The following is a 19,114-nucleotide window of genomic DNA, read 5'->3' as shown; positions in this document are numbered from 1 at the left end:
CTCGGCGCCGGAGGTGGAGCCGATGGCGGCGCGGACGGGCCTGGTCGTCGCGGGCGCGGGTGCCCGCGGCGCCTACGAGGCGGGCGCGCTGACCGAGCTGCTGCCCCGGATGACCCGCACCTGGTCCCGGCCGTCGGTGCTGGTCGGCACCAGCGCGGGGGCGCTGAACGTCGCCGCGCTCGCCGGGCTGAGCCACCTCGATCCCGCCGACGCGGCCGCCGAGGTCGTGGACCGCTGGCGCTCGGTGCGTACCGACGAGGTGGTCGCGCTGCCGTCGTCGGCGGTGCGCGGCGCGGGCGCCTACGTCGGCGACCTGCTCGGCGTGCCGGCCGGGCTGCGCCGCGCCCTCGGGCTCCCGGACCGGCTCACCCGCCTGCTCGACGCCGATCGGTTGCGCCCGGTGCTCGACCGGGTCGTCGACTGGGACGGGCTGCACGACGCCGTCACCCGCGGCGCGGTCGACGCCGTCGGCGTGGCCACCACCTCGGCCGACACCGGCGGCACGGTCGTGTTCGTGGAGTGCGGCGACGACACCCGGCTGCCGCCCTACGACGCAGGACGCGACATCCGCTACGTCCGCACCCGGCTCAGCCCGGAGCACCTGCTCGCCTCCGCCGCGGTGCCGGTGCTGTTCTCCCCGGTGCACCTGGATCCGGCGTACCTCGATCCGGCGGACGGGACGGACCTCGCCGGCTGGTACCTCGACGGTGGCGTCCGGATGAACACCCCGCTCAAGCCGGCGTTGCGGCTCGGCGCCGACCGGATCGGCGTCGTCGCGACGACGCCGGCGGTGCCGGACCGCCCGCTCCGGCGGGATACCGACGGCGCCGGGCCGGAGCACGTCCCGGACGTCTACGCCGTCGCGGCGCTGACCCTGAGGATCGTGCTGGGTGCCGACGTCACCGAGGACCTGCGGACCCTGCGCGCGGTCAACGATCTGGTGTTCCACGGCACGGACACCCGGCACCAGCGGGTCGGCACCTGGTTCGCCGGGCCGCCGGTCGACCGGGCCACCGAACTGGCGGAGCTGGCCCACCGGGTCCGGCGCACCGAGTACGGCGGGCTGCGGGCACTGCGCAACCCGTCGCTGCTGGTGCTGGAACGGCTCGTCGGTGGCGCGGTCCCGGCAGCCGGGGCGGGTGCGGACCGCACCGACCACGCCGAGCTGCTCAGCTTCCTGTTCTTCGACCCGGCCTTCGCGACCGCCGCCGCCGCGCTCGGTGCCGAGCACGCCGCCGGCGCCACCCGGCCGGACACCGCGCCCCGCCGGTCCCGGGCGCGGGCCCGCTGACGCCGCCGGATCGGGCCCCGGCGCAGGCCACCGCGATCGCGGTCGGGCCCGGTGTTCGAATCGCCCGGCCGAGCGCGGCGGGCAGCGGGCCAGGCCGATCGGGTGAGTCGGGCCGGCACCGATGACTCCGTGGCCCCGCCCCGGTCGACACCGGTGAACGCGGCCCGACGGCGGGCCGCACCACGGGAGGAGCCGCCATGACCACCGACGCCACCACCACGACGGCCACCGGACGCGCGCCCCGGCCGGCCGGGAACGTCGCGCTCTGGGTCCTGCAGGTGCTGCTGGCCGCGACGTTCGTGATGGCCGCGCTGCCGAAGGTCTCCGGCGATCCGGTCGCCGTCGGCGGGTTCGACCTGCTCGGCCTGGGGATGCCCGGGATGTACGTGGTGGGCTGGCTGGAGCTCGCCGGCGCCCTCGCGTTGCTGATCCCGCGGCTGTGCGGGCTCGCCGCCACCTGCCAGGTCGCGCTGATGATCGGGGCCGTCGCGACGACCGCGGTGCTGATGCCGGAGATGATCGCGTTCCCGGCCGGCACCCTGGTCGCGGTGTGCGTGGTCGCCTGGTTCCGGCGGGACCGGACCGCCGCGCTGGTCCGGTCGGTGCGCCGCTGAGCGTGACAGCGCACAAGCACGGCTACACCGGACGACGCGGCCCGCCACCCACGAGGGAGGCGGGCCGCCCCACGAGCGGCTCTCAGCCCATCTCGTCGACCAGCCGGCCGTGCGTGTAGTCGTCGTAGGCGGACAGGTCGAGGAACCCGTGTCCGCTGTAGTTGAAGAGGATGACCTTCTCCTCGCCGGTCTCCTTGGCCGCCAGGGCCTCGTCGATCGTCGCGGCGATCGCGTGCCCGCACTCCGGCGCGGCGATCTTGCCCTCGGCCCGGGCGAACTGCACCGCGGCCTCGAACACCTTCCCTTGCGGGTAGGCGGCTGCCTCCATCCGGCCGTCCTTGACCAGCGACGACACCAGCTGCGAGTCGCCGTGGTAGCGCAGCCCGCCGGCGTGGATCGAGGGCGGCACGAAGTCGTGGCCGAGGGTGTACATCGGCATCAGCGGGGTCAGGCCCGCGGTGTCGCCGAAGTCGTAGTCGTAGCGGCCCTGGGTCAGGGTCGGGCAGGACAGCGGCTCGACCGCGAGCAGCCGCACGTCGGCGTCCGGCACGAACGGGAAGGTGATCCCGCCCAGGTTGGAGCCGCCGCCACAGGACGCCACGACGACATCCGGCAACCGCTCACCGGCCACGGTCAGCTGCTCCTTGGCCTCCAGCCCGATCACGGTCTGGTGCAGCAGCACGTGGTTGAGCACCGACCCCAGCGCGTAGTGGGTGTCGTCGCGGCCCACGCAGTCCCGGACCGCATCCGAGATCGCGGCCCCCAGCGAGCCAGGCTGGTCCGGCTCGTCCACCGGGGACGGGACGACCTCGCCGCCCCAGGTCTCGATCGCGACCCGCCGGTAGGGCTTCTGCCCGTACGACGCCCGAACCATGTAGACCTTCAGGTCCAGGTCGAACTGGGCCGCGGCGAACGACAGTGCCGAGCCCCACTGCCCGGCACCGGTCTCGGTGGTGAGCCGGGTGGTGCCCGCCGCCGCGTTGTAGAACGCCTGCGGCACCGCGGTGTTGGTCTTGTGGCTGCCGGATGGGGAGACCGACTCGTCCTTGAAGTAGATCCGCGCCGGGGTGCCGAGCGCCTGCTCCAGCCGGGTCGCCCGCTGCAACGGCGTGGGCCGCCACAGCCGGAGGATGTCCAGCACCTCACCGGGAACGTCGATCCACGGCTCGGCGCTGACCTCCTGCTCGACCAGCGCGTCCGGGAACAGCGGCGCCAGGTCCGCGGGACCGACCGGTTCCCGGGTGCTCGGGTGCAGCGGTGGTTGCAACGGCGTGGGCAGGTGCGGCACGACGTTGAACCATGCGGAGGGGATCCGGTCGGGCGGCAGCGTCCAGCGCGTCATGGCCTCCGAACCTAGCGTGCGCCCGTGGCGCCGGTCACCCGAGGGTGATCGTTCCCGGGTCGTCGATCCGCACGGCGACCTGTTCGTTGTCGTGCGTGTAGCAGACGTGGGTGTAGCGCACGGCGTGCTTGTCGGCGTACTCCCACCAGGCCCTGGCCTCGTACTGCTCCCACTCGGGGAAGTTGAGGAACTCGTCGAACAGCACGATGCTGCCGGCCCGCAGCCGCGGCCCGACCGCCTCCAGCACGGTGACCGCCGACGAGTACAGGTCCGAGTCGACGTGCAGGAAGTCCACCGGCCCCGGGTGCCCGGACAGGAAGGCGTGCACGGTGTCGTCGAACAGGCCGACGACGAGCTCGGCGCCCGGGACGTCCGGGGGTTCCCCGACGTCGTCGAACGCCCCGGTGGTGAACCCGGCCCGCCACGTCTCGGGCAGCCCGGTGAAGGTGTCGAACCCGTACACCCGGCCGTCGGCGCGGTGCGCCGCGATCGTGCGCAGCGTGCTGCCGCGGTAGACGCCGAACTCCAGCGCCAGCCCGCCGGTCGGGGCCAGCCCCAGCGCGTGCTCCAGGGTCGCCACCGGGTTCGGCAGCCGCGCGGCCTCGGCCATCTCGGCCCGGGCGTACCGGGCGGAGCCGAGCACCGCCTCCCGTTCCCCCGCCGCGATCATGTCCCGACGGCCCCGGATCTCCGCAGCACGCAGCTCGGCGACCACCCGGTCGACCTCCCGGCGCACCCGGTCGTCCAGCTCGTCGCGCAGCAGGGCGAGCTCGGCGCGCAGCGTCGCGGTCTGCTCCGCGCCGTGCCGCGCCAGTGCGTCGTCGAGCAGCCGGCCGGCCCGCCTGCGGACACCGCGCAGCACCGACCGTGGACCGCCGGACAGCACGGCCCTCGGGCCGGACGGCATCGGGGCCCTCAGAGCTCGCGGGACGCGCGGAGGCGGCCGAGCGCCTCCTCGAGGATGGCCTCGCCGTCGGCGTCGCTGCGCCGCTCCTTCACGTAGGCCAGGTGTGTCTTGTACGGCTCGGTGCGCCGCGCCGCAGGCGGGTTCGCGGCGTCCCGGCCTCCGGGCAGCCCGCAGCGCGGGCAGTCCCAGGTCTCGGGGACCTCCGCCTCCGCGGAGAACCAGGTGTCGTTGACGTGGCCGTTGGCGCAGTAGAAGGGGATCCGCTCCCGCGCGGCCGTCTCACCGCGCTCGGACTCCCCCATCGGACCGGCACCGATTCGGGTGCCGCGGATCGCGTTGCCGCCTGCCATCTCGTCCCCTCTCCACCGACCGCGCCGGACTCAGCCCGCGGCCAGCAACAGACCGTTGCCCACGACGGCGATGCCCCAGATCAGCGCGACGAACACGGTGTAGCGGGCCACGTTGCGGTCCGCCGCCGCCGAGCCGGACAGGCTCGACTGGACCCCGCCACCGAACAGGCTGGTCAGGCCACCACCCTTGCTGCGCTGCAGGAGGACGAGCGCGATCAGCATCAGGCTCGTCACGATCAGGATGATCTGCAGGGTCAGGACCACGCCGCGTTACCCAATCTCTACTCGCTCGCCGGAGTGGCCCAGGATACTCCGCTCGTGCCTGCGCCCTCCCGCCCGGGGTGCCCGGGGCGGGAGGGCGCGGTGCCGCGGTGCCGGGGCCGCTACGGCAGCGGGCCGCCGGCGGCGATCGCGGAGAGCTTCGCGAACTCCTCGGCGTCCAGGCTGGCGCCGCCGACCAGCGCCCCGTCCACGTCGGACTGGGCGACGATCTCGCCCACGTTCGACGACTTCACCGAGCCGCCGTAGAGGATCCGGGCACCGGCGGCGATGTCATCCCCGTAGAGCTCGGTCAGCGTCTCCCGCAGCGCGGCGCAGACCTCCTGGGCGTCCGACGCGCCGGCCACCTTGCCGGTGCCGATCGCCCAGACCGGCTCGTAGGCGAGCACGATCCCGGCCGCCTGCTCGGCGGTGACGCCTCTCAGCGCGCCGCGCAGCTGGTCGGTGCAGTGCTGCACCTGGCCGCCGGCCTCGCGGACGTCGAGGCCCTCGCCGACGCACAGGATCGGGGTGATCCCGTGCTTCAGCGCGGCGCGGACCTTGACGTTGACCGCCGCGTCGTCCTCGCCGTGGATCTCGCGCCGCTCCGAGTGCCCGACGACGACGTAGCGGCAGCCGAGCTTGGCCAGCATCGGCCCGGACACGTCGCCGGTGTAGGCCCCCGAGTCGTGCGGCGACAGGTCCTGCGCCCCGTGCACGACCTTGAGCTTGTCACCGTCGATCAGCGTCTGGACGCTGCGGATGTGGGTGAACGGCGGCAGGACCGCGACCTCGACCTTGTCGAAGTAGCGCTCCGGCAGCGCGAAGGCGAGCTTCTGCACCACCGCGATGGCCTCGAGGTGGTTGAGGTTCATCTTCCAGTTGCCGGCGATCAGGGGCGTCCTGCTCATGCGTCTCCCTCCAGGACCGCGACCCCCGGCAGCGTGGCGCCCTCGAGGAACTCGAGCGAGGCGCCACCGCCGGTGGAGATGTGTGAGAAGCCGTCCTCGGCGATGCCCAGCGCCCGCACCGCGGCCGCCGAGTCACCGCCACCGACCACGGAGAACGCGCCGGAGTCCGCGACGGCCTGCGCGACCCCGCGGGTGCCCTCGGCGAACGGAGCCATCTCGAACACGCCCATCGGGCCGTTCCAGAAGATCGTCTTCGCGTCCTCGATCCGGGCGGCGAACTCCCGCACCGACGCGGGGCCGATGTCCAGGCCCAGCCAACCGTCCTCGATGCCGTCCACGGGCACCGTGCGGGTGTTCGCGTCGGCGGCGAACGCGTCGGCGACCACCACGTCGGTCGGCAGGACGATCTTGCCGGAGTCCAGGAGCTTCCGGCAGCTGTCGATCTGGTCGGACTCCAGCAGCGACGAGCCGACGCCGTGCCGCCCCGTCTTCTGATGATTCAGCGCGGCGAGGAAGGTGAAGCACATCCCGCCGCCGACCAGCAGGGTGTCGACCTTCGGCAGCAGCGCCTCGATCACGGCCAGCTTGTCCGAGACCTTGGACCCGCCGAGCACGACCGCATACGGCCGCTGCGGCTGCCCGGTCAGGGTGCGCAGCACCTCGACCTCGGAGAGCACCAGGCCGCCGGCGTAGGGCTCGAGCCGCCGCGCGACGTCGTAGACCGACGCCTGCTTGCGGTGCACCACGCCGAACCCGTCGGAGACGAACGCCGCGTCGTCGCCCACCAGCGCGACGAGCTCGTCGGCGAACGCGCCGCGCTCGGCGTCGTCGGAGCTGGTCTCGCGGGCATCGAACCGGATGTTCTCGAGCATCACCACGTCGCCCGCGGCCATGCTCGGGAGCGGCGCGCCGAGCTCGACCAGCCGGACCGGGGCCCCCAGCAGCTCACCGAGCCGCTCGGCCGCCGGTGCCAGCGAGTACCGGGCCTCCGGGCCGTCCTTCGGGCGGCCCAGGTGCGCGGTCACGACGACCTGCGCGCCCGCCCCGGACAGCGCCGAGATGGTCGGCACCGAGGCGCGGACACGACCGTCGTCGGTGATGTTGCGGTGGTCGTCGAGGGGGACGTTGAGGTCGGACCGCACCAGCACGGTCCGGCCCTGCACGCCCTCGTCGACGAGGTCGTCGAGGGTCCTCACAGCTTCGACGCCACCAGCCCGGCGATGTCGACGAGGCGGTTCGAGTAGCCCCACTCGTTGTCGTACCAGCCGAAGATCTTGACCTGGTCGCCGATGACCTTGGTCAGGCTGGCGTCGAAGATGCAGGAGTGCGGGTCGGTCACGATGTCGGAGGACACGATCGGGTCCTCGGTGTACTTCAGGATGCCCTTCAGCGGGCCGTCGGCAGCCGCCTTGAACGCCGCGTTGATCTCCTCGGCGGTGGTCTCCCGCTTGACGTCGGCGACCAGGTCGGTGATCGAGCCGGTCGGCACCGGCACGCGCAGCGAGTAGCCGTCGAGCTTGCCCTGCAGGTGCGGCATGACCAGCCCGATCGCCTTCGCGGCACCGGTGGTGGTCGGGATGACGTTCAGGGCGGCGGCGCGGGCCCGGCGCGGGTCCTTGTGCGGGCCGTCCTGCAGGTTCTGGTCCTGGGTGTAGGCGTGGATCGTGGTCATCAGACCCTTCTCGATCCCGGCCAGGTCGTCGAGCACCTTGGCCATCGGCCCCAGGCAGTTGGTGGTGCAGGAGGCGTTGGAGACGATGGTCTGCGACCCGTCGTAGTCGCCGTCGTTGACGCCCTTGACGATGGTGATGTCCTCGTCGGTCGCCGGGGCGGAGATGACGACCTTCTTGGCCCCGGCGTCCAGGTGCTTGGCCGCGGCGTCGCGCTTGGTGAAGATGCCGGTGGACTCGACGACGATATCGACCCCGAGGTCCTTCCACGGCAGTTCGGCGGGGTCCCGGACGGCGAGGCCCTTGAAGCCCTTGCCGTCGACGAGGATCTCGTCGCCCGAGGTGGTGACCTCGTAGGGCAGCCGGCCGAGGATCGAGTCGTACTTCAGCAGATTGGCGAGCGTCGCGTTGTCGGTGATGTCGTTCACCGCGACGATCTCGATGTCGGTGGTGCCGGCGGCGCGCTGGGCGTCCACCGCCCGCCAGAAGTTCCGGCCGATGCGGCCGAAGCCGTTGACTCCTACGCGGACCGTCACAGTGCCTCCACAGGGCTCGTCATGCGTGTCGTCTCGTCTCCCCGGCGCGCCGGGTCCCGGCGGCGGGGTGGCAGGTCGATCGCGGTACGGGCCCGGGTGGTGCTCGCGCCGCTCGCCGTGCTCGGGCGCCACCCTATCGGCGAGCCGCGGCACGGGCGCCCCGCGTCACCCGTGACCTGCGCCGCGATCAGGACAGCCGGAGCAGGCGGCGCCACGCCGGGCGGGTGTCCGGGACGTCGGCGGCCGCGCGCTCGTCGCCGGAGAAGCCCTCGACCGGCTCCCAGGCCGCGGTGCCGCGGGCCCGCCGCACGAAGCCGGAGGCGGCCTCGAGCCCGGCGGTGACGCCGTCCGCGCCGGGCCCGGAGGTGAGCACGGCTCCGGCCGGGATGCCGAACCGGGCCGCCGGGTCCGGCCGCTCCGGGCGCTCCGCCACGGCGACCGCCCCCTTCCCGGCGCCGTCACCGGTGCCGGCGCGGACCGGCTGCTTCGGCCCCCAGCCCGGCGCCGGGACCGGCCCGGCGGACACGTCCACCAGGACGAACTCCCAGGCATAGGTCGCGCGCTGGTGCTCGATCCGCTCGCGCAGGGCGTCCGCGGTCCCGACGCCGCCCTCCCCCACGAGCAGCACGACGACCCGGTCCGGCCGATCCGCCGCGTCCCGGGACGCCAGCTCGTCCCCGACGGCGTCGAGCAGCCGGCCCGCCGCATTGGGCAGATCCGGACCGGCCAGCGGGCGCAGCCGGGCGGGCAGCGCGGCGCGGGCCTCGGTGGCGGTCGCGGGCACCGGGACCGGGTGCGACCCATCGGACAGCGTCCGGGTCAGGTCGTTACCGGTCGAGAGCACGACCTGCAGGTCGTCCGGCCCGTCGGCCTGGCCCTCGAGCAGGTGGGCCAGTCCCGCCCGCAGCGACGGGAGGACGGGCCGGAGTATGTTGGATCGATCGAGATGAACGGCGAGGAGGGTGCGTCCCGGAGTCGTCACGGCGGCATCATGCCGGACCCCCCGCGACGGCCCGGTGACCGGGGGTGATCGTCGGGATCGTGACCGGACGACCGCGCGGCGGTGCCGTCGTCACGATCCCGGCGATCACCGGTGGCGGGCGGTGCGGATCTGTGTCAGCACCGGTCCGGGGCGCCGTCCAGGTCGTGCCAGGTGAACCGCAACAGGTTCCAGCCGGCCGCCACCAGGGCGTTGCCCTTTCTCCGGTCGGCCCGGAACCGCCCCACGTCGACGTGCCACGCCCAGCCGTCCACCTCGACCGCGACTTGCTCCGCAGGGAAGGCCAGGTCGATCGTCCAGGGCCCGAACGGGTGGCCCAGCACCCAGCCGTCGACCCCGGCCGAGCGCAGCAGGCGGAGCAGCAGCCGTTCTGCCGCGGAGTCAGCCCGGTCGGCGGCCGCCACCAGCAACCGGCCCGCCGCGGCGGCGCCGGCGTGCCCGAGCATCCGGCAGTACGCGCGGTGCACCTCCGGGAAGCGGACGTGGCGTTGCAGCACCCGATCCAGGAACACGGAGCCGTCGTCCCGGGCGGCCGCGACGTCGAGCGCGGTCCGGGCCCGTCCGACGGCGGCGAGCCCACGGTGCCGGCACCGGTCGGCGTCCTCGAGGGCCCGTCGCCGGATCCGCAGGCCGGGTTGGCGACGCGGACTGCACCCCGACGGGACGGTGATCTCGGGGAGGCCGGCGAGCCGCGGGGTGAATCCGTGCCAGAACGCCGCAGCGGGCCCGGACAGCAGGCTCGCGGGGCCGCCCCACAACACGGCGGCCCGCACCCGGACCTCGTCGGAGACCCGGTGCCCGGCGACCAGGTAGACCCCCGGTCTGAGTTCCGACCAGGCACCGGAGGCCACCCGCCGTCGGATCGCGGCCGGGCGGATCCCGCATTCCCGCGCCTGGCTCCGGGTCACCAGCCCGGCCTGCCGCCACAACACCCGGGACAGCTCCACCCCGCCCAGGCTGGCCACCACCGGGAGCTACCGAGGCGGAACCAGCTGATCCGGTCGCACCGGTGAAGATCACCGGGACCGTGACCGGAGCACCGCGGTACGGCGGTTACGTCACGATCGTGACGACCACCGGCGCCACCGGTCAGGCTTGGTCGTTCTCCTCGAGCATCTCGGCCGTGACCGCCGACTCGGTGTCCGGGATGCCCAGTTCGGCGGCCTTCTTGTCGGCCGTCTGCAGCAGCCTGCGGATCCGGCCCGCCACGGCGTCCTTGGTCATCGGCGGGTCCGCGAGCTGGCCCAGCTCCTCCAGCGACGCCTGGGTGTGTTGGGCACGCAGCTTCCCGGCGGCCTGCAGGTGGTCGGGGACCTCCTCGCCGAGGATGTCCAGGGCCCGGGAGACGCGGGCCGCGGCGGCGACGGCGGCGCGCGCCGAACGGCGGAGGTTGGCGTCGTCGAAGTTGGCGAGCCGGTTCGCGGTGGCCCGGACCTCGCGACGCATCCGCCGCTCCTCCCAGGACAGCACGCTCTGGTGCGCGCCCATCCGGGTCAGCAGCGCCCCGATCGCATCCCCGTCCCGGACGACGACGCGGTCCGCCCCGCGCACCTCGCGGGCCTTCGCCGACACCCCCAGCCGGCGCGCCGCACCGACCAGGGCGAGCGCCGCCTCCGGACCGGGGCAGGTGACCTCCAGCGCGGAGCTGCGGCCCGGCTCGGTGAGCGACCCGTGCGCCAGGAACGCGCCGCGCCAGGCCGCCTCGGCGTCGGCCAGGTCGCCGGAGACGACGGGCGGCGGGAGCCCGCGGACGGGGCGCCCGCGGTTGTCCAGCAGACCGGTCTGGCGAGCCAGTCCCTCGCCGTCGCGGATCACCCGGATCACGTACCGGGCGCTGCGGCGCAGCCCGCCCGCGGTGATCACGTGCGCGTCCGCGGTGTGCCCGTACAGCTCGTGGATCTCGCGGCGCAACCGGCGGGCCACCGATCCGGTGTCCACCTCCGCCTCGATCACCACCCGGCCGCCCACGATGTGCAGGCCGCCGGCGAACCGCAGCAGCGATGCCACCTCGGCACGCCGGGAGGACTGCTTGGTGACGGACAACCGGCTGAGCTCGTCCTTCACCGTGGCGGTCATGGCCATTCCGGGCTCCTTCCGGGCTGCGGGCCCCGATGTCCGGTCACGACCCCGCCACGCTGTTCCGATTCCGGGCCCCGCCCCGGCCGTCACCGGGCGCAAGCGCGCCGAACACGTCCGCCAGAGCCCCCGCCAGCGCGTCCGGGTCGTGCCGGGGGGTCGACGCGCCACCGTCCGCGACGTCGGCGAGCCATACCCGCCCGCCGGGGACCAGCAGGTCGGCCGCACCCGCGTGCAAGCCGTCCGGCAGGCTCACCGACCCCGAGTCGGCCAGCACGGCGTGCACCCGCAGGGAGGGGGCGTGCCCGGACAGTACTTCAAGGTGCCGTTCGGGCGAGAAGCCGGCAGTCTCCCCGGGCTCGGGCACCAGGTTGAGCAGCACGATCCGGGCCGCCCGGGTCTCCAGCAGGGCGTCCCGCAGCCCGGGCACCAGCAGGTGCGGCAGCACGCTGGTGAACCAGGAGCCCGGCCCGAGGAGCACGGCGTCGGCCTCGCGCACGGCGCGCACGGCCTCGTCGCAGGCGGGCGGCTCCTCGGGACTCAGCCACACCCGGCGCACCCGCCCCGGGGTGGCGGCCACCGCGACCTGACCGCGGATCCGGTGCGTCCCGCCGACGCCGTCCAGCGCCACCTCGGCCTCGATCTCCAGCGGAACCCGGGCCATCGGCAACACCCGCCCGTGGTTCTGCGGGCAACCCAGCAGCCGTCCGACGGTCTCCAGGGCCTGCACCGGGTCTCCGTCACGCTCCAGCAGGCCGGCGAGCAGCAGGTTCCCGACGGCGTGCCCGGCCAGCGCACCGTTGCCGCCGAAGCGGTGCTGCACCAGACCGGACCAGAACCGGCCGTCGTCGTCGTCGGCGGCCAGCGCGGCCAGGGCCATCCGCAGGTCGCCGGGCGGGAGCAGGCCGAGCTCGCGGCGCAGCCGGCCCGACGACCCGCCGTCGTCGGCGACGGTCACCACGGCCGTGATCTCGCCGACCGACGGGCACCGTCGCAGCGCGGTGAGGGTCGAGTGCAGGCCGTGTCCGCCGCCCAGCGCGACCACGCGCAGCCCGTCGCGAGCAGTCACTCGCGCCCCACGTCGCGGTGCTCGACGTTGACCTGGATACCGTCCCGGTCGGCGAGCCAGCGGCCGATCTCCTCGGCGATCGCCACCGAGCGGTGCTTCCCGCCGGTACAGCCGACCGAGACGGTCAGGTACCGCTTGCCCTCCCGGCGGTATCCGGCGCCGACCAGGTCGAGCAGCCCGAGGTAGCGGTCGACGAACTCCTCGGCCCCCTCCTGGGACAGCACGTAGTCACTGACCTCGTGGTCCCGCCCGGTGTACTCGCGCAGCTCCGGGATCCAGTGCGGGTTGGGCAGGAACCGCACGTCGACGACGAGATCGGAGTCCAGCGGCAGGCCGTACTTGTAGCCGAACGACAGGACCGTCACCCGGGTGGCGGCGCTCGCGCTCTCCTGGGCGAACGACCCCTCGATCCGGCTCCGCAGGTCGTGCACGGACAGGTTCGAGGTGTCGACGAGGAGGTCGGCGTCCTCGCGCAGCGGCCGCAGCACCTCGCGCTCGGCGTTCAGCCCGTCGGTGATCCTCCCCGCCCCCTGCAGCGGGTGTGAGCGCCGGTTGTTCTCGAACCGGCGCACCAGCACCGCGTCCGACGCCTCCAGGAACAGCAGCTTCGGCCGGTAGCCGCGGCTGTCGAGGTCCTTGATGACGGCCCCGAGGTCGTCGGTGAACGCGCGACTGCGGACGTCCATCACGACCGCGATCCGGGTGACGTCGCCGCGGGCCCGGGACCCGAGCTCGACCATCGTCGCGATCAGCTCCGGCGGCAGGTTGTCGACCACGAACCAGCCGAGGTCCTCCAGTACCTTCGCCGCGGTGCTGCGCCCCGCCCCGGACAGGCCGCTGACCACCGCGACCTCGATGCCCGGGCCCGACCCGGCCGATCCCTGACCCGTCACGCGTGCCCCCGTCATCCCTGGTCCCCCTCGGTGCCCCACGTCGCGCCGTTACCGGCCCCGTGCAGGGCGGCGACGACCGTCTCGGCGGTACGCCGCCCGAATCCCGGCACGCCCGCGATGTCGTCCACCGCGGCGGCCCGCAGCTTGCGTACCGATCCGAAGTGCTTGAGCAGCGCCTGCTTGCGGGCCGGGCCGAGGCCCGGGACCCCGTCCAGCGCGGAAGCGGTCATGCCCTGCGAACGACGCTGCCGGTGGTAGGTGATGGCGAAGCGGTGCGCCTCGTCCCGGACCCGCTGGAGGAGGTACAGGCCCTCACTCGTCCGGGACAGGATGACCGGGTCCTCGTCGTCCGGGAGCCAGACCTCCTCCAGCCGCTTCGCCAGCCCGCACACCGCCACGTCGGTGATGCCGAGGTCGGCCAGCTCCGCGGCCGCCGCGTCGACCTGCGGCTTCGCCCCGTCGACGACGAGCAGGTTCGGCGGGTAGGCGAACTTCTTCGGCCGGCCGGTCTCCGGGTCGATGCCGGTACGGACGGATGAGCCTGCGTCGTCGTCCCCGCCCTGCTCGACCGGCCCGGAGACGCCCCCGTGCTCGGCCGCGTCGGCGTTCTCCGCCAGGTAGCGCCTGAACCGGCGGCGCACGACCTCGGCGATCGAGGCCACGTCGCTGTGCTCACCCGCCTCGCCGGCCGCCGTCCCCCGGCGCTGCGCCGCGTCCCTGATCTCGAACCGGCGGTACTCGGATTTGCGGGGCAGCCCGTCCTCGAACACCACCAGCGACGCGACCACGTTCGTGCCCTGCACGTGGCTCACGTCGATGCACTCGACCCGCAGCGGCGCCTGGTCCAGCTCCAGGTTCTCCTGGATCTCCTGCAACGCCGCCGAGCGCGCGGTCAGGTCCCCGGCCCGGCGCAGCTTGTGCTGGGCGAACGCCTCCTTGGCGTTGCGGGCGACGGTGTCGGCCAGCGCCTTCTTGTCCCCGCGCTGCGGCACCCGCAGCGCCACCTTCGACCCGCGCAGCCCGGCCAGCCAGCGCTCCAGCGGAGCGCTGTCCTCGGGCAGCACCGGGACCAGGATCTCCTTCGGCACCGGCTGGACGGCGTCGTCGGCGGAGCCGGCCAGGGCGTGCTGCTCGCCGTAGAACTGGGACACGAAGCGCTCGACGAGCTGCTCGGTGTCGGTCGGCTCGACCTTGTCGATCACCCAGCCACGCTGCCCGCGGACCCGGCCGCCGCGCACGTGGAACACCTGGACGGCGGCCTCCAGCTCGTCCTCGGCGAACGCGACGACGTCGGCGTCGGTGCCGTCGCCGAGCACCACGGCCTGCTTCTCCATCGCCCGGCGCAGCGCACCCAGGTCGTCGCGCATCCGGGCGGCGCGTTCGAACTCGAGGTTCTCCGACGCCTCGGCCATCTGCCGTTCCAGGTGCTTGACCATCCGGTCGGTGCGCCCGGAGAGGAAGTCGGAGAAGTTCTCGACGATGTCCCGGTGCTCCTCGGCGGAGACCTTGCCGACGCACGGCGCGGAGCACTTGTCGATGTAGCCGAGCAGGCAGGGCCTGCCGATCTGGCCGTGCCGCTTGAACACCCCGGCCGAGCAGGTGCGCGCCGGGAACACCCGTAGGAGCAGGTCGAGGGTCTCCCGGATCGCCCAGGCGTGCGCGTACGGGCCGAAGTAGCGGGCGCCCTTCTTCCGCGGGCCGCGGTAGACGTGCAGCCGCGGGTACTCCTCGTTCATCGTCGCCGCGAGCACCGGGTAGGTCTTGTCGTCCCGGTACCGGACGTTGAACCGCGGGTCGTACTCCTTGATCCAGTTGTACTCGAGCTGGAGCGCCTCGACCTCGGTCCCGACGACGGTCCACTCCACCCGGGACGCGGTGGTCACCATCTGCCGGGTGCGCGGGTGCAGGCCGGACAGGTCGGCGAAGTAGGAGTTCAGCCGCTGTCGCAGGCTCTTGGCCTTGCCCACGTAGATCACCCGGCCGCGCGGGTCGGAGAACCGGTAGACCCCCGGCGACTCCGGGATCGTCCCGGTCGCCGGACGGTAGGTGCTCGGGTCGGCCATGGTGCACTCCAGGGTAAGGCGGGCCCCCGACAGCACGGAGCGGGCCCGGGCCCTCCGACGGGCCCGCCGGGGTGTAGGGACGTGCCCGGGACGGAAACCGTCGGTGCTCTCCGGTACACCTTGTCCCGTCGAACAGGAGTTCGACTAACAGCCGCACGACGAGGAGAGTCCGCCATGGGCCCCGGGCACGACCACCCCGCACACGACGACCACATCGGCAGCCACCCGGACGAGGGCGTGCCGGAGGCCAGGCTGGACCGGATCCGCAAGCTGCTGGCCAAGGCCGAGCGGGCCGGGACACCGGACGAGGCCGAGATCTACACGGCGAAGGCCGTCGAGCTGATGGTCCGGCACGGGGTGGACGAGGCGGTGCTGGCGGCCGGGCGCGGGTCCGGGCCACCGGATGCGGATCCGATCGGCGGGGTGCGGATCGCCGTCGACGACCCGTACAGCGCAGGCAAGGCGCGGTTGCTCGGCTGGACGGCGTCGGCGCTGCGCTGCCGGTGGGTGATGCACGACGCGCGCGGCGGCCGGGTCGCCGCGGTGACCGTGTTCGGGCACCGCTCGGACCGGGAGCGCGTGGAGCTGCTGTACACGTCGTTGCTGCTGCAGGCGGCACGCCAGCTGACCGCCCTCCGCCCACCCGACCCGACCGAGTCGGTGGCGGCCTACCGGCGCTCCTGGCTCTACGGCTTCGCCGCCCGGGTGCACGAGCGGTTGCGCGCCGCCGAGGAGGTCGCGGTGCGCGAGTCGGACCGGGCCACGGCCGGCGGGACCTCGGCCGAGCTCGTGCTGGCCGACCGGGGTGATCGGGTCGACCGGGCCTACGCCGCGGAGTTCCCGGACCTGCGCCGGGCGCGGCGCCCGCAGGTGTCCGGGTCGGGTTACCGGCGCGGGGCCGCCGCGGCGGACCGGGCCGACCTCGGCGGCACCCGGCTGAACGGGCGGGACCGTGCCCCGGCGATCGGCGGCTGAGCCGCCCCGCCGGGCCGCGGCCGTTCCCGGCGCTCCCGACCGGTCAGCTCCCGACCACGGCGGCGCGGTGCAGCTCGCGCAGGGTCCGCACGCCGCGCACGGCCAGGCCCCGGTCGACGGACTGCACGGCGAGCACGGCGTGGTACTCGTCGTCGGGCAGCTCGAGGCGGGCCGAGGAAGCCCCATCCGGGAACGAGACGCCGAGCACCTCATCCCAGGCGAACCACCGGGTCGTGATCACGTTGCGGACCTCGATGCCGCTCGCGTCGGCACGCACCCGCGGCCGGGCCATCAGCAGCAGGCCGCCCGCCACGAACCCACCGATGATCATCATCGCCACCTGGTCGACCGGCCGGAAGATCACGCCGGTGTCCTCGGACGGCATCAGGTAGGCGGCGATCACGAAGAACACCATGATGCCGGCAGCGCTGACCCAGGCGGTGATCATCAGGGCCCGGGGGCGCAGTGTCACGGCATCCGGGCCCGGGCCGCCGCGGTCCTGCCCGCCGGGGGCCTGCCCGCCGGGGGCCTGCCCGCCGGGGGCCTGCCCGCCGGGGGGCTGTGGAGCGGTCTCGTCGCGGTCGGTCATCGTCCGTCCTTCCCGGCGCGCAGGTCGCGCAGCACGACCGCCGACTCCAGGGCCGCGTGGCAGGCCTCGGCGCCCTTGTCCTCCGGTGCACCCGGCACCCCGGAGCGGTCCACCGCCTGCTGCACGGTCTCGGTCGTCAGCACCCCGTTGCCGACCGGGGTGGACTCGTCGAGCGCGACCCGGGTCAGGCCGGCGGTCACCGCGTCGCACACGTACTCGAAGTGCGGGGTGCCACCGCGCACCACGACGCCGAGCGCGATCACCGCGTCGTGGTCGCGGGCCAGTTCCTGGGCCACCACGGGCAGCTCCACGGTGCCGGGGACCCGCACGACCGTCGGCTCGGCACCGGCGTCGCGGGCGGTGGCGACGGCGCGTTCCAGCAGCGCGTCCACGATCTCGGCGTGCCACCGGGCCGCGACCACACCCACCCGCAGGCCGCCGGCATCCAGCTGCGTGGCCCCGCCGGGCCGACCCTCACCGCTCATGTCCCGATTCTCGCCCGCCGGGCCGGGTCCGGGAGCACGGGGGTACCCGCCGACCCGGTGCCCGGCGCAACGATCACGACGCGAGCTCCGGTCAGCGGCCCGGGTCGGCGATCCCGCCGAGTTCGGGCAGGTCGTGCCCCATCCGGTCCCGCTTGGTGCGCAGGTAACGCAGGTTCTGCGGGGTCGGCCGGACCGGCATCGGCTCCCGCCCCACGACCCGCAGGCCATAGCCCTCCAGCCCGGCCCGCTTGTCCGGGTTGTTGGTGAGCAGCCGCATCGAGTGGACGCCGAGGTCGGCCAGGATCTGCGCGCCGATGCCGTAGTCGCGGGCGTCCGCGGGCAGGCCCATCGCCAGGTTGGCGTCCACGGTGTCCGCGCCCGCCTCCTGGAGCTGGTAGGCCTGCAGCTTGTGCAGCAGGCCGATCCCCCGGCCCTCGTGCCCGCGCATGTAGAGCACGACACCGCGGCCCTCGTTCGCCACCGCCTCCAGGGCCGCGTCGAGCTGCGGGCCGCAGTCGCAGCGCAGCGAGCCCAGCACGTCGCCGGTCAGGCATTCAGAGTGCACCCGGACCAGGACATTCTCGCCGTCACCGACCGGGGTGGCGACGTCCCCCATCACCATCGCGATGTGCTCGACACCGTCGAGCAGCGAGTCGTAGCCGTAGGCCAGGAACTCGCCGTGCGCGGTCGGGATCCGGGCGGCGGCGATCCGCTCGATGTGCTTCTCGTAACGCCGCCGGTAGGCGATCAGGTCGGCGATGGTGATCAGCGTCAGGTTGTGGTCGGCGGCGAACACGCCCAGCTCGTCGCCGCGGGCCATGTCGCCCTCGTTCTTCTCCGAGACGATCTCGCAGAGCGCCCCGGCCGACGGCAGCCCGGCCATCCGGGCCAGGTCCACCGCGGCCTCGGTGTGACCGGGACGGCGCAGCACGCCGCCGTCGCGGGCCTGCAACGGCAGCACGTGCCCGGGCCGGACCAGCTCGCCCGGCTCGGTCGCCGGGTCGGACAGCAGCTGGATGGTGCGCGCCCGGTCGGCACCGGAGATGCCGGTGGTGATGCCCTCCTTGGCGTCCACGGTGACCGTGTACGCGGTGCGGAAGGAGTCCCGGTTGGTGTGGTGCATGGGCGGCAGGTCGAGCCGCTCGCAGGCCTCGCCGGTGATCGCCACGCAGATGTAGCCGGAGGTGTAGCGGACGGTGAAGGCGAGCAGTTCGGGGGTGGCCTTCGCCGCGGCGAAGATGAGGTCGCCCTCGTTCTCCCGGTCCTCGTCGTCCATCACCACGACCGGCTTGCCCTCGGCCATGTCCGCGATCGCCTTCTCGACCTGCCCGAACCGGTCGGCCCGCTCGGAGGGGCCCATCGCGGTGTGCGGCCCGTCCGGCAGCTTGCCGGCGTCCGGGCTGTCCGGGGTCTTGCCCGGGGTGTTCGACGGCTCGCTCACCGGGCGGCCCCTTCCTGTCCGGACCCGGGTCCCTGCAGGTACCCCGCGGTCATCCGTTCCACGTACTTGGCGATCACGTCGACCTCCAGGTTGACCGGGTCGCCCGGCCCGCGCGCCCCGAGCGTGGTGTCCGCGAGGGTCGTCGGGATCAACGCCACGCCGAACCCGTCCGGGTACACGGCGGCGACCGTCAGCGAGACGCCGTCGACGCAGATCGACCCCTTCTCCACCACGTACCGGGAGAGCTCCGCGGGCAGCCCGAAGCGGACCTCCTCGCTGCGCTCGCCGGGCGTGCGCGAGATCACGGTGCCGACGCCGTCCACGTGGCCCTGCACGATGTGGCCGTCGAGCCGGCCGTCGGCGGGGACCGCGCGCTCCAGGTTCACCGTCGAGCCGGCGGCGACCACCCCCAGCGAGGTCCGTTTCATCGTCTCCGGGACCAGCTCCAGGGTGAGCGGTTGCGCGTCCTCACCGTCGACGACGGCGGTCAGGCAGCAACCGTTCACCGCCACCGACTCGCCGTGCCGTACCTCGCCGGCCAGATCGGCCCGCACGGTCAGCACCACGACGTCGTCGTCCCGCCGGACGTCGGCCACCAGGCCGACCTCCTCCACGATGCCGGTGAACATCGCCAACCCCGTTCC

The 19,114-nt window shown here is 74.0% G+C and carries 20 protein-coding genes; 3 read left to right on the top strand and 17 right to left on the bottom strand.

All coding sequences use genetic code 11. The annotated features are described in order from the left end of the window. Nucleotides 1-22 precede the first annotated feature (22 nt). Both ACLFMI_RS01860 and ACLFMI_RS01855 read left to right on the top strand, forming a co-directional pair. Nucleotides 23-1,291, top strand: a complete 1,269-nt coding sequence (locus ACLFMI_RS01860; protein WP_410945919.1) for a patatin-like phospholipase family protein — start codon at nucleotides 23-25, stop codon at nucleotides 1,289-1,291. A 197-nt stretch (nucleotides 1,292-1,488) separates the two neighbouring features. Beyond that, nucleotides 1,489-1,905, top strand: a complete 417-nt coding sequence (locus ACLFMI_RS01855; protein WP_410945918.1) for a DoxX family protein — start codon at nucleotides 1,489-1,491, stop codon at nucleotides 1,903-1,905. A gap of 82 nt (nucleotides 1,906-1,987) precedes the next feature. Here ACLFMI_RS01855 and ACLFMI_RS01850 read toward each other — a convergent pair whose 3' ends face one another. The 13 genes from ACLFMI_RS01850 to uvrC all read right to left on the bottom strand — a co-directional run bounded on the left by ACLFMI_RS01850 (nucleotide 1,988) and on the right by uvrC (nucleotide 14,980). After that, nucleotides 1,988-3,247, bottom strand: coding sequence for a TrpB-like pyridoxal phosphate-dependent enzyme (locus ACLFMI_RS01850; protein ID WP_410945917.1), 1,260 nt, complete (start codon nucleotides 3,245-3,247; stop codon nucleotides 1,988-1,990). A 34-nt stretch (nucleotides 3,248-3,281) separates the two neighbouring features. Continuing rightward, entirely contained in the window at nucleotides 3,282-4,154 is an 873-nt protein-coding gene (locus tag ACLFMI_RS01845) for a class I SAM-dependent methyltransferase (RefSeq protein ID WP_410945916.1), read from the bottom strand. Nucleotides 4,155-4,162: 8 nt separating this feature from the next. Then, on the bottom strand, nucleotides 4,163-4,504 hold the full coding sequence (locus tag ACLFMI_RS01840) for an RNA polymerase-binding protein RbpA (protein WP_410945915.1): 342 nt from the start codon (nucleotides 4,502-4,504) through the stop codon (nucleotides 4,163-4,165). A gap of 30 nt (nucleotides 4,505-4,534) precedes the next feature. Then, nucleotides 4,535-4,768 (bottom strand): preprotein translocase subunit SecG, encoded by a 234-nt coding sequence (gene secG / locus ACLFMI_RS01835; RefSeq protein WP_410945914.1) that lies wholly within the window; start codon nucleotides 4,766-4,768, stop codon nucleotides 4,535-4,537. A 119-nt stretch (nucleotides 4,769-4,887) separates the two neighbouring features. Beyond that, nucleotides 4,888-5,673, bottom strand: coding sequence for a triose-phosphate isomerase (gene tpiA / locus ACLFMI_RS01830; RefSeq protein WP_410945913.1), 786 nt, complete (start codon nucleotides 5,671-5,673; stop codon nucleotides 4,888-4,890). Continuing rightward, complete coding sequence (locus ACLFMI_RS01825; protein ID WP_410945912.1) at nucleotides 5,670-6,869, bottom strand: phosphoglycerate kinase; 1,200 nt, start codon at nucleotides 6,867-6,869, stop codon at nucleotides 5,670-5,672. Before ACLFMI_RS01825 ends, tpiA begins: the two co-directional genes overlap by 4 nt. Then, nucleotides 6,866-7,879, bottom strand: a complete 1,014-nt coding sequence (gene gap, locus ACLFMI_RS01820) for a type I glyceraldehyde-3-phosphate dehydrogenase (RefSeq protein ID WP_410945911.1) — start codon at nucleotides 7,877-7,879, stop codon at nucleotides 6,866-6,868. Before gap ends, ACLFMI_RS01825 begins: the two co-directional genes overlap by 4 nt. A 187-nt stretch (nucleotides 7,880-8,066) precedes the next feature. Beyond that, on the bottom strand, nucleotides 8,067-8,861 hold the full coding sequence (locus tag ACLFMI_RS01815; protein WP_410945910.1) for a hypothetical protein: 795 nt from the start codon (nucleotides 8,859-8,861) through the stop codon (nucleotides 8,067-8,069). Between the two features lie 134 nt (nucleotides 8,862-8,995). Then, nucleotides 8,996-9,844: a type IV toxin-antitoxin system AbiEi family antitoxin domain-containing protein gene (locus ACLFMI_RS01810; RefSeq protein WP_410945909.1), complete on the bottom strand. Its 849-nt coding sequence runs from the start codon at nucleotides 9,842-9,844 to the stop codon at nucleotides 8,996-8,998. A 124-nt stretch (nucleotides 9,845-9,968) separates the two neighbouring features. After that, nucleotides 9,969-10,961 (bottom strand): DNA-binding protein WhiA, encoded by a 993-nt coding sequence (gene whiA, locus ACLFMI_RS01805; protein WP_410945908.1) that lies wholly within the window; start codon nucleotides 10,959-10,961, stop codon nucleotides 9,969-9,971. 37 nt (nucleotides 10,962-10,998) lie between these two features. Further along, nucleotides 10,999-12,006, bottom strand: a complete 1,008-nt coding sequence (locus ACLFMI_RS01800) for a gluconeogenesis factor YvcK family protein (RefSeq protein WP_410945948.1) — start codon at nucleotides 12,004-12,006, stop codon at nucleotides 10,999-11,001. A 14-nt stretch (nucleotides 12,007-12,020) separates the two neighbouring features. After that, entirely contained in the window at nucleotides 12,021-12,917 is an 897-nt protein-coding gene (gene rapZ / locus ACLFMI_RS01795) for an RNase adapter RapZ (RefSeq protein WP_410945907.1), read from the bottom strand. 11 nt (nucleotides 12,918-12,928) lie between these two features. Continuing rightward, nucleotides 12,929-14,980: an excinuclease ABC subunit UvrC gene (gene uvrC, locus ACLFMI_RS01790; RefSeq protein ID WP_410945906.1), complete on the bottom strand. Its 2,052-nt coding sequence runs from the start codon at nucleotides 14,978-14,980 to the stop codon at nucleotides 12,929-12,931. 174 nt (nucleotides 14,981-15,154) lie between these two features. On the opposite strand from uvrC, the gene ACLFMI_RS01785 reads away from it, so the two are divergent. Next, the gene (locus ACLFMI_RS01785) at nucleotides 15,155-15,955 is read left to right on the top strand and encodes a DUF2786 domain-containing protein (protein WP_410945905.1); all 801 of its coding nucleotides are present in this window, start codon (nucleotides 15,155-15,157) and stop codon (nucleotides 15,953-15,955) included. A 43-nt stretch (nucleotides 15,956-15,998) separates the two neighbouring features. Here the strand turns inward: ACLFMI_RS01785 and ACLFMI_RS01780 are convergent, their stop codons facing one another. The 4 genes from ACLFMI_RS01780 to ACLFMI_RS01765 all read right to left on the bottom strand — a co-directional run bounded on the left by ACLFMI_RS01780 (nucleotide 15,999) and on the right by ACLFMI_RS01765 (nucleotide 19,099). After that, complete coding sequence (locus ACLFMI_RS01780; RefSeq protein ID WP_410945947.1) at nucleotides 15,999-16,403, bottom strand: PH domain-containing protein; 405 nt, start codon at nucleotides 16,401-16,403, stop codon at nucleotides 15,999-16,001. 137 nt (nucleotides 16,404-16,540) lie between these two features. Further along, complete coding sequence (gene ribH, locus ACLFMI_RS01775; RefSeq protein ID WP_410945904.1) at nucleotides 16,541-17,029, bottom strand: 6,7-dimethyl-8-ribityllumazine synthase; 489 nt, start codon at nucleotides 17,027-17,029, stop codon at nucleotides 16,541-16,543. A 91-nt stretch (nucleotides 17,030-17,120) separates the two neighbouring features. After that, nucleotides 17,121-18,389, bottom strand: coding sequence for a bifunctional 3,4-dihydroxy-2-butanone-4-phosphate synthase/GTP cyclohydrolase II (locus tag ACLFMI_RS01770; protein WP_410945946.1), 1,269 nt, complete (start codon nucleotides 18,387-18,389; stop codon nucleotides 17,121-17,123). A gap of 77 nt (nucleotides 18,390-18,466) precedes the next feature. Beyond that, entirely contained in the window at nucleotides 18,467-19,099 is a 633-nt protein-coding gene (locus ACLFMI_RS01765) for a riboflavin synthase (RefSeq protein WP_410945945.1), read from the bottom strand. Nucleotides 19,100-19,114 lie beyond the last annotated feature (15 nt).

The organism is Pseudonocardia nantongensis, assembly GCF_046546495.1.
In the GTDB taxonomy this organism is placed as follows: Bacteria; Actinomycetota; Actinomycetes; order Mycobacteriales; family Pseudonocardiaceae; genus Pseudonocardia; species Pseudonocardia nantongensis.
Note: the sequence above shows the minus strand (reverse complement) of the source record. Positions and strands in the feature narration are given on the sequence as shown.

Bases quoted from the DNA above. Each gene is read 5' to 3' on its own strand.
- ACLFMI_RS01860 (WP_410945919.1), top strand. From the start codon at position 23: ATGGCGGCGCGGACGGGCCTGGTCGTCGCGGGCGCGGGTGCCCGCGGC.
- ACLFMI_RS01855 (WP_410945918.1), top strand. From the start codon at position 1,489: ATGACCACCGACGCCACCACCACGACGGCCACCGGACGCGCGCCCCGG.
- ACLFMI_RS01850 (WP_410945917.1), bottom strand. From the start codon at position 3,247: ATGACGCGCTGGACGCTGCCGCCCGACCGGATCCCCTCCGCATGGTTC.
- ACLFMI_RS01845 (WP_410945916.1), bottom strand. From the start codon at position 4,154: ATGCCGTCCGGCCCGAGGGCCGTGCTGTCCGGCGGTCCACGGTCGGTG.
- ACLFMI_RS01840 (WP_410945915.1), bottom strand. From the start codon at position 4,504: ATGGCAGGCGGCAACGCGATCCGCGGCACCCGAATCGGTGCCGGTCCG.
- tpiA (WP_410945913.1), bottom strand. From the start codon at position 5,673: ATGAGCAGGACGCCCCTGATCGCCGGCAACTGGAAGATGAACCTCAAC.
- whiA (WP_410945908.1), bottom strand. From the start codon at position 10,961: ATGGCCATGACCGCCACGGTGAAGGACGAGCTCAGCCGGTTGTCCGTC.
- uvrC (WP_410945906.1), bottom strand. From the start codon at position 14,980: ATGGCCGACCCGAGCACCTACCGTCCGGCGACCGGGACGATCCCGGAG.
- ACLFMI_RS01785 (WP_410945905.1), top strand. From the start codon at position 15,155: ATGGGCCCCGGGCACGACCACCCCGCACACGACGACCACATCGGCAGC.
- ACLFMI_RS01780 (WP_410945947.1), bottom strand. From the start codon at position 16,403: ATGATCACCGCCTGGGTCAGCGCTGCCGGCATCATGGTGTTCTTCGTG.
- ribH (WP_410945904.1), bottom strand. From the start codon at position 17,029: ATGAGCGGTGAGGGTCGGCCCGGCGGGGCCACGCAGCTGGATGCCGGC.
- ACLFMI_RS01770 (WP_410945946.1), bottom strand. From the start codon at position 18,389: ATGGGCCCCTCCGAGCGGGCCGACCGGTTCGGGCAGGTCGAGAAGGCG.
- ACLFMI_RS01765 (WP_410945945.1), bottom strand. From the start codon at position 19,099: ATGTTCACCGGCATCGTGGAGGAGGTCGGCCTGGTGGCCGACGTCCGG.